This window comes from Vibrio variabilis (assembly GCF_003263785.1).
Classification (GTDB): Bacteria; Pseudomonadota; Gammaproteobacteria; order Enterobacterales; family Vibrionaceae; genus Vibrio; species Vibrio variabilis.
Map to the genome: position 1 here is coordinate 1 of NZ_JYJK01000009.1, position 9587 is coordinate 9587.

7 protein-coding genes are annotated in these 9587 nt (G+C 45.7%); all 7 read left to right on the forward strand.

The features are described from left to right. The first annotated feature begins 127 nt into the window (after positions 1-127). Positions 128-2404 carry a formate C-acetyltransferase gene (gene pflB, locus TZ48_RS02145; protein WP_112478097.1) on the forward strand — a complete coding sequence of 759 codons (2277 nt, stop codon included), beginning with the start codon at positions 128-130 and terminating at the stop codon, positions 2402-2404. Positions 2405-2630: 226 nt separating this feature from the next. Further along, positions 2631-3611 (forward strand): lipid A deacylase LpxR family protein, encoded by a 981-nt coding sequence (locus TZ48_RS02150; protein WP_112478098.1) that lies wholly within the window; start codon positions 2631-2633, stop codon positions 3609-3611. Between the two features lie 162 nt (positions 3612-3773). After that, positions 3774-4514: a pyruvate formate lyase 1-activating protein gene (pflA, locus tag TZ48_RS02155; protein ID WP_112478099.1), complete on the forward strand. Its 741-nt coding sequence runs from the start codon at positions 3774-3776 to the stop codon at positions 4512-4514. Between the two features lie 185 nt (positions 4515-4699). Further along, on the forward strand, positions 4700-5200 hold the full coding sequence (locus TZ48_RS02160; protein ID WP_112478100.1) for a YfbU family protein: 501 nt from the start codon (positions 4700-4702) through the stop codon (positions 5198-5200). 285 nt (positions 5201-5485) lie between these two features. Beyond that, entirely contained in the window at positions 5486-7420 is a 1935-nt protein-coding gene (locus tag TZ48_RS02165; protein ID WP_112478101.1) for a PrkA family serine protein kinase, read from the forward strand. A gap of 77 nt (positions 7421-7497) precedes the next feature. Further along, positions 7498-8769, forward strand: a complete 1272-nt coding sequence (locus TZ48_RS02170; RefSeq protein WP_112478102.1) for a YeaH/YhbH family protein — start codon at positions 7498-7500, stop codon at positions 8767-8769. Positions 8770-8780: 11 nt separating this feature from the next. After that, on the forward strand, positions 8781-9587 hold an 807-nt coding region (locus TZ48_RS02175), incomplete at its 3' end, for a SpoVR family protein (protein WP_239670663.1).

The following is a 9587-nucleotide window of genomic DNA, read 5'->3' on the forward strand; positions in this document are numbered from 1 at the left end:
GCGTATAACCATACTAACCATAAGTGGTTATACGATATTTTTATTCAATGGTACTGGCTCTTCCTCAGAGGAGCATGCGTATAAAGCGCACAGTACGGGTTTTTTCTACTAAAAAGGTAGGTATGTCATGGCAGAGCAATTTGCTAAAGCTTGGGAAGGTTTTGCTGCAGGTGACTGGCAAAACGAAGTAAACGTACGTGACTTCATTCAGAAGAACTACGCTCCTTATGAAGGCGACGAGTCTTTCCTAGTTTCTGAAGGTACTGAAGCGACTAAGACGCTTTGGGCTAAAGTAATGGAAGGTATCAAGCAGGAAAACAGCACTCACGCTCCTGTTGATTTTGACACTTCTGTTATCTCTACCATCACTTCACATGATGCGGGCTACATCAACAAAGACCTAGAAACTATCGTTGGTCTACAAACTGAAGCGCCTCTTAAGCGTGCAATCATGCCTAACGGCGGCGTGCGCATGATCGAAGGTTCTTGTAAAGCATACGGCCGTACGCTTGACCCACAAGTTTCTAAAATCTACTCAGAGTACCGTAAAACACACAACCAAGGTGTTTTCGACGTTTACTCTCCAGACATCCTAAAATGTCGTAAGTCTGGTGTTCTGACTGGTCTTCCAGATGCATACGGTCGTGGTCGTATCATCGGTGACTACCGTCGTGTAGCACTTTACGGTATTGACTTCCTAATGAAGGACAAAGTTGCTCAGTTCCACTCTACTCAAGAGAAACTGGAAGCTGGCGACGATCTACAAATGACTATGCAGCTGCGTGAAGAGCTTCAAGAGCAACACCGCGCACTAGGTCAAATGAAAGAAATGGCAGCTTCTTACGGCTTCGACATTTCTGGTCCTGCGACAACTGCACAAGAAGCAATCCAATGGACTTACTTCGGTTACCTAGCGGCTGTTAAATCTCAAAACGGCGCGGCAATGTCTCTAGGTCGTACTTCGACTTTCCTAGACATTTACGTTGAGCGTGATATCGCTGCTGGCATCATCACTGAAGAACAAGCTCAGGAAATGATCGACCACTTCGTAATGAAGCTACGTATGGTTCGCTTCCTACGTACTCCTGAGTACGATGAGCTATTCTCTGGCGACCCAATCTGGGCAACAGAATCTATGGGTGGTATGGGTGTTGACGGTCGTACGCTTGTTACGCGTACAAACTTCCGTTTCCTAAACACGCTATACACTATGGGTCCTTCTCCAGAGCCAAACATCACTGTACTTTGGTCTGAGCAGCTACCTGACGGCTTCAAGAAGTTCTGTGCGAAGGTATCTATCGATACGTCTTCTATCCAGTACGAGAACGATGACCTAATGCGTCCAGATTTCGACAACGATGACTACGCTATCGCTTGTTGTGTATCTCCAATGGTTATCGGTAAGCACATGCAGTTCTTCGGCGCTCGTGCAAACCTAGCTAAGACTCTACTTTACGTTATCAACGGCGGTGTAGATGAGAAGCTTAAGATCCAAGTTGGTCCTAAGACTGAAGCAATGACTGACGAAGTTCTAGACTTCGACAAAGTTTGGGCTGGTCTAGACAACTTCATGGATTGGCTAGCTAAGCAATACGTGACTGCGCTAAACGCAATCCACTACTCTCACGACAAGTACAGCTACGAAGCAGCGCTTATGGCTCTACATGACCGTGACGTTCGTCGTACAATGGCTTGTGGTATCGCTGGTCTATCTGTTGCAGCTGACTCTCTATCTGCAATCAAATACGGCACAGTTAAGCCAATCCGTGACGAAGACGGCATCGCAATCGACTTCGACATCTCTGGCGACTACCCGAAATTCGGTAACAACGACGCACGTGTAGATGACATGGCTTGTGAACTTGTTACTATCTTCATGAACAAGATCCGTAAGCTTAAGACTTACCGTGATGCAGTACCTACACAGTCTATCCTGACTATCACTTCAAACGTGGTATACGGTAAGAAGACGGGTACTACACCAGACGGTCGTAAAGCAGGTGCTCCATTCGCTCCAGGTGCAAACCCAATGCACGGTCGCGATGAGAAAGGTGCTGTAGCTTCTCTTACTTCTGTAGGTAAACTGCCGTTTGCTGACGCTAAAGATGGTATCTCTTACACCTTCTCTATCGTTCCAAACGCACTAGGTAAAGAAGAAGATTCACAACGTTCTAACCTTGCTGGTCTAATGGATGGTTACTTCCACCACGAAGCTGGCGTTGAAGGTGGTCAACACCTAAACGTGAACGTTCTTAACCGCGAAACTCTAGAAGACGCAGTTAAGCACCCTGAGAAATACCCTCAGCTAACAATCCGTGTATCTGGTTACGCTGTTCGCTTTAACTCTCTAACTGCAGAGCAACAAGCTGACGTAATCGCACGTACGTTCACTGAATCTCTATAATCTTCGATTATACTGATTGAGATAAAAACCTCGCTTCGGCGGGGTTTTTTTATACCTGTTGAATGGCATTTACACCTATTCTTACCTGCTAAGAATTGGTTACAAATAATCGAATTTGCTCAAGCTTTATGACTCATGGATCACTGACGTTCCATTTGCAAACGTGTCACACTCACTTTACATAACTACATCTCTACTAGCCGTATTTGAAGAGAGTTGACACATCATGAAAATTCTACTCGCTTTGCCTGTTCTTCTCGCCAGCAGCTGTGCGCTCGCCTCAGAGCGCTCTACCCTTTCCTTTTCTCTCGACAACGATGGAATTTGGGGTACCGACGAAGACTACACCAACGGAATCTTCCTTTCGTATACCAGTGGCGCAATCACGCCTTGGGCGATTTTTAAACCTCTGAGCCTCTCCTATTGGGGAGCGTCCTCACTAGATAAGGTCGAATTTCAACTTGGTCACAAAATGTGGACACCTTCCGATATTGAAGCCGATGTCCCCATCGCAGGTGATCGCCCTTACGCCGGCTATTTTCATGGTGAGTTAAATTACATTAGCTTGCACCCACAACAGGCCCAGCGATTTAACGTGACTCTAGGTAGTACTGGCGAGGGCTCCTTTGCAGGAAAAGCTCAGCAATTAGTGCACTCTCTAGTTGGCTCGAAGGAGCCGAAAGGTTGGGCGTATCAAATTGAAGATCGCGTCGTTGGCAGTGTCGGTTATCTAACCCACCTAAACTTAAAGCGAGAGCCTCTGTTTGCAAACACAGGCTGGGAAGTCTCTAATGTCACCGAAGCTAACGTAGGCAACTTTAGAAGCGACATTTCAACTGGGATGATGTTTCGATTTGGCTCCGAGCTTGGCGGCAATTTCGGGGCGGCAAACATAGGTACTGAGGATCCATTTAAAGCCGGCATGATTGGCGCGTCAAATCAAGGCTGGTTTACTTATTTCGGCGTGAAAGCCCGTTATCGATTTAACGATATTACCATCGAGGGTGAACGCCCCGGAATACCAGAGCCAAGTGATGCTTATGATGTAACACTGCAACCGATTCAAGGTGAGGCCGTATTGGGCGCGACTTGGTACAACTCCTACGTCGGCGTGAATATTTTCGCTGGGACTAAATCGGCGGAATACAAAGAGGCATCAAAGTCGATATATGGTAATGGCGGTATCTCACTGTTTGCCTTCTTCTAGCCTCTACAGGGTCTGTTATAGTCATCTTCATCAGTTGAAACAAAGCATTTACAATCAGCGTATACAGTCATAATTAGTGTCAATATAACCCTACTTTTCCTGTCTAGATGGTACGATTTGTAATAAAATGACGGGTAAAAATAAGTTAGTAGAGAAGAGCATATGTCAACAACAGGTCGCATTCACTCATTCGAATCTTGTGGTACTGTCGATGGACCGGGTATTCGTTTTATTGTCTTTATGCAAGGCTGTCTTATGCGCTGCAAGTATTGCCACAATCGTGATACTTGGGATACGCATGATGGCAAAGAAATCACTGTCGATGAGCTAATTGCGGAGGCGAAATCTTACCGCCACTTCATGAATGCATCCGGTGGTGGTGTGACTTGCTCTGGTGGTGAAGCCATGCTTCAACCAGAATTTGTTCGTGACTTCTTTAGAGCAGCGCAAGCGGAAGGTATCCATACCTGTCTCGATACTAACGGCTATATCCGCAAACACACCGACGTCGTGGACGAAGTCCTTGAAGCGACCGACCTTGTGATGCTTGACCTTAAACACATGAAAGATGAAATCCACCAAGATTTCATTGGCGTATCAAACCGCCGCGTGTTGGACTTCGCTCGCTACTTACACAAAATTGGTCAAAAGACGTGGATCCGTTATGTGGTTGTTCCTGGCTACACTGACGATCCTGAAGCAGCACACATGCTAGGTGAGTTCATCAAAGACATGGACAACATCGAGAAAGTAGAGCTTCTACCGTACCACAAACTCGGTGCACACAAATGGGAAGCGCTCGGTTTTGACTACCCACTGGAAGGTGTTGAGCCACCGAAAAAAGAAGTGATGGACGAAATTCAAAGCATCCTGCTTCAGTACACAGACACCGTCAAATATTAGCCTATACGCAAACGCGCCACGCGTTTGCCTGCAAAGCTTTGACACGAAAAAAACGCGCTAGAAGGCGCGTTTTTGTCATAAATACGTGTTGAGATCATGTTATAAGTCATACATATACTGTTAATCTGTCGATAATTCGTATTCATACATAAACTTATTAGAAAGTATTTAGTGAGGCTCTCAACATGGAAATGACAAATGCTCAACGTCTAATCCTATCTAACCAATACTACCTGATGGCGAAACTAACGCCGGAGAACGCGGCGAAGTACCAACGCCTTCAAACCATCGTAGAACGTGGCTACGAGCTACAAATGCGCGAGATGAACAAAGAGTTCGGCTGCCTTGTAGAAGATGAGTGTCGTGAAGTTATCGACATCATGGAAATGTACCACGCGATGCAAGAATCAAACAAAATGCTGTCTGACCAAGACCGTAAAGACGTCGATCAGCGTCGTCTGCAGTTCTTGGGCTTCGATATCGCTACAGAAGCACAGCTAGTGAACTATGTTCGCTTCCTAGTGGACTCTGAAGGTCTGTACCCACAATTCGACAAGGGTGACCACCACTTTAACAGCCATGTTCCTATGCTCGACAAATACCGTCGCATGCTGGTTACATGGAGAAACTGCCCACGTCAATATCACCTATCAAGTGCAGAATTCCGCCAAATTTTTAACGCTTAAAACATTTTTGAAGTAGCTTAAATCGTATTTTATGAAGAATACCCGCCATTGTGAGCGGGTATTTTTTTGAGATTGTTTTTCTCATTGCACGGTCATCTCCCATAGTTAGGACTTACGTACTATTAGTGAGACTAGGGTGATTTTTCCTGCGATCACAAAGGGACTTTGTAAATAAATGCATAATTGTTAAGCATTAATCTGAAAACCCTACTAGTCTTTAAATTGACATGGAGTCGCATTGTACATGTGTTGACAGTCAGCTTTGCAGGTTAAGGGGAATCAGCTATGAGTATTTTCGATCATTATCAAACGCGTTATGAAGCCGCAAAAGATGAAGAGTTATCAATTCAGGAATTCTTAGCTCTATGTAAAGACGACAAAAGTGCTTATGCCAACGCTGCCGAACGTCTTCTACTCGCTATCGGCGAGCCTGAGGTCATCGACACGGCGCAAGATCCACGCTTAAGTCGTATCTTCTCAAATCGTATTATCTCTCGTTACAAAACCTTTGAAGACTTTTATGGCATGGAAGATGCCATTGAGCAAATTGTGTCGTATTTAAAACACGCTGCGCAAGGTCTTGAAGAACGCAAACAAATTCTATATTTACTCGGTCCTGTAGGTGGTGGTAAATCATCACTTGCCGAGAAACTTAAAGCGCTAATGCAGAAGATGCCAATCTATGTGCTTTCTGCAAATGGCGAACGCAGTCCAGTCAATGACCACCCATTCTGTCTCTTCGACGTCAATGAAGACGGAGATCTGCTGAAAAGTGAATATGGCATCGAGAAGCGCTATTTACGCTCCATCATGTCGCCATGGGCAGCGAAACGTCTACACGAGTTTGGCGGTGACATCACTAAATTCAAAGTCGTCAAAGTACGTCCATCGATACTAGACCAAGTCGCTATCGCCAAAACTGAGCCGGGTGATGAGAACAACCAAGACATCTCAGCACTGGTTGGTAAAGTCGATATTCGCCAATTGGAACATTACTCTCAAGACGATCCAGATGCCTACAGCTACTCTGGCGCACTTTGCCGTGCTAACCAAGGTTTAATGGAATTCGTTGAGATGTTCAAAGCACCAATCAAAGTGCTTCACCCACTGTTAACAGCGACTCAGGAAGGCAACTATAACGGTACTGAAGGTCTGTCTGCCCTACCGTTTGATGGCATGATCCTCGCTCACTCAAACGAATCTGAGTGGCAAACGTTCCGTAACAACAAAAACAACGAGGCATTCTTAGATCGTGTCTACATTGTAAAAGTACCTTACTGCTTGCGCGTGTCTGAAGAAGTTAAGATCTACCAGAAACTGCTTGAAAACAGTGAGCTGTCGAAAGCGCCATGCTCACCAAGTACACTTGAGTTGCTTGGCCAGTTCAGTGTGCTTTCTCGCTTGAAAGAGCCAGAAAACTCCTCACTATTCTCAAAAATGCGCGTGTATGATGGAGAAACGCTTAAAGACACCGATCCAAAGGCGAAAAGCTACCAAGAGTACCGCGACTACGCTGGCGTCGACGAAGGTATGTCCGGTCTTTCTACCCGTTTCGCATTTAAGATCTTGTCTCGCGTATTCAACTTTGATCAAACCGAAGTGGCTGCAAACCCGGTTCATCTGTTCTACGTCATTGAACAGCAAATTGAGCGTGAGCAGTTCCCACAAGAAGTCGGCGAAAAATACCTTGAATTCTTGAAAGGCTACCTAGTGCCTCGCTATGTAGAGTTCATTGGTAAAGAAATCCAGACCGCGTACTTAGAGTCTTACTCAGAATACGGCCAAAACATCTTTGACCGTTACGTCACCTACGCTGACTTCTGGATTCAAGACCAAGAATATCGTGACCCAGAAACAGGCCAGCTATTCGATCGCGCTTCTCTTAACGAAGAACTAGAGAAGATCGAGAAAACAGCCGGTATCAGTAACCCGAAAGACTTCCGTAATGAGATTGTGAACTTCGTGCTGCGTGCGCGTGCGAATAACAATGGCTCTAACCCGGTTTGGACTAGCTATGAGAAGCTACGCACCGTTATCGAGAAGAAAATGTTCTCGAACACCGAAGAGCTACTACCTGTTATTTCATTCAACGCGAAAACGTCTTCAGAAGACCAACGCAAACATGATGATTTCGTTAATCGCATGATGGAAAAAGGCTACACCGAGAAACAAGTCAGATTGCTGTCTGAGTGGTACTTGAGAGTTCGTAAATCCTCATAGACCCACCTGACTGATTAGTTGCAGCCCCGAGCGCGTGCTCGGGTGCTGTATGGTGAGGGGAAGACAGGGAGTTACTCATGGCACAATTTATTGATAGACGCTTAAACGGTAAGAACAAAAGTGCCGTTAACAGACAGCGTTTTCTGCGCAGACATAAGCAGAAAATCAAAGAGTCCGTGACCGATGCCGTTAATCGCCGCTCGATCACGAACACAGAAACGGGCGAAGACGTTTCTATTCCTAGCAAAGACCTCAACGAGCCTATTTTTCATCAAGGGCAAGGGGGCGTAAAAGAGCGCGTCCATCCTGGTAACGACCAGTTTATTACCGGTGATAAAATTGAACGTCCACCTAAAGGCGGTCAAGGCGGCGGTGCGGGTCAAGGCGAGGCCAGTCCTGACGGTGAAGGCGAAGACGAATTTGTATTCCAGATCTCGAAAGACGAATATCTGGATATCTTATTCGAAGATCTCGCTCTGCCTAATTTAAAGAAAAACCAAATCAACAAAATCAAAGAGTGGAAAACCCATCGCGCTGGTTATCAAACAGCGGGTATGCCCTCAAATATCGCTATTGTGCGCTCACTTCAGCAGTCGCTTGCGCGCCGAACTGCGATGACTGCCGGCAAACGTAAGATGCTCGATGAGCTTAATAAGCAGCTTGATGAGATTAAAATCAGCGAGCCTGCTCAACCCATGGAAGAGAAGCGACTCAAAGAAGAGATCGCATCGCTTCGCAAGAAAATCGACAGTGTGCCGTTCATCGACACCTTCGATCTAAGATTTAAAAACTACGAAAAACGTCCAGTTCCCTCCAGCCAAGCGGTAATGTTCTGCTTGATGGATGTCTCTGGCTCTATGGATCAAGCGACAAAAGACATCGCCAAGCGTTTCTATGTCTTGCTGTACTTGTTCTTAACACGAACCTATGAAAACGTCGAAGTGGTGTTTATTCGCCACCATACTCAAGCCAAAGAAGTCGACGAGCATGAGTTTTTCTATTCCCAAGAAACTGGTGGCACTATCGTTTCGAGTGCATTGAAACTCATGAAAGAGATCGTAGAAGACCGCTACCCAACTGGAGAGTGGAATATCTATGCTGCGCAGGCATCCGATGGCGATAACTGGGCCGACGATTCACCGCGTTGTCGTGACTTACTGGTCAACAAACTGCTGCCAGCTTGTCAGTACTATTCATACATCGAAATCACTCGTCGAACTCACCAAACGTTATGGCATGAGTACGAGAAACTTGAAAATGATTTTGACAACTTTGCGATGAAGAATATTCGTTCGGTAGACGACATATTCCCTGTGTTTAGGGAGTTGTTTCAAAAAGAGACAGCATAGGGAGACGTGCTATGACCACAGAGACTAAGACAAATTCTAAGGTGCTGCCCGATGGTCCCGATTGGACCTTTGATATGCTTGAGCGCTATCACGTTGAGATAAAGCGTGTTGCCAAGCATTACAGATTGGACACTTATCCAAATCAAATCGAGGTCATCACCTCGGAACAAATGATGGATGCCTACTCGAGTATAGGCATGCCGATTAACTACAACCATTGGTCGTTTGGTAAGAAGTTTATTCAAACCGAACAAGGCTACAAACATGGCCAAATGGGGTTGGCGTACGAAATCGTGATTAACTCCGACCCATGTATTGCCTACCTGATGGAAGAAAACTCGGTCACCATGCAAGCGCTCGTCATGGCGCACGCATGTTATGGCCACAACTCATTCTTTAAAGGCAATTACCTATTCCAAACTTGGACAGACGCCAGCTCGATTATCGACTATCTGTTGTTTGCCAAAAACTACATCGCCGATTGTGAACAGAAATATGGCGTGGAAGAGGTAGAGCAGATCCTCGATTCTTGTCATGCTCTAATGAACTACGGGGTGGATAGGTACAAACGACCTGAAAAAATCTCGATTGCAGAAGAGAAAGCGCGTCAAGAGGAGCGCGAATCTTACTTACAATCACAGGTCAATGAGCTTTGGAAAACCGTACCTAAAAATCGCGCCAAAGAGGAAACGCAGAAGGTACGCTTCCCTTCAGAGCCTCAAGAGAACATTCTCTATTTCATCGAAAAAAATGCACCGCTACTGGAGCCTTGGCAACGAGAAATCGTACGCATTGTGCGTAAGGTAAGCCAATACTTC

Bases quoted from the DNA above. Each gene is read 5' to 3' on its own strand.
- pflB (WP_112478097.1), top strand. From the start codon at position 128: ATGGCAGAGCAATTTGCTAAAGCTTGGGAAGGTTTTGCTGCAGGTGAC.
- TZ48_RS02150 (WP_112478098.1), top strand. From the start codon at position 2,631: ATGAAAATTCTACTCGCTTTGCCTGTTCTTCTCGCCAGCAGCTGTGCG.
- pflA (WP_112478099.1), top strand. From the start codon at position 3,774: ATGTCAACAACAGGTCGCATTCACTCATTCGAATCTTGTGGTACTGTC.
- TZ48_RS02160 (WP_112478100.1), top strand. From the start codon at position 4,700: ATGGAAATGACAAATGCTCAACGTCTAATCCTATCTAACCAATACTAC.
- TZ48_RS02165 (WP_112478101.1), top strand. From the start codon at position 5,486: ATGAGTATTTTCGATCATTATCAAACGCGTTATGAAGCCGCAAAAGAT.
- TZ48_RS02170 (WP_112478102.1), top strand. From the start codon at position 7,498: ATGGCACAATTTATTGATAGACGCTTAAACGGTAAGAACAAAAGTGCC.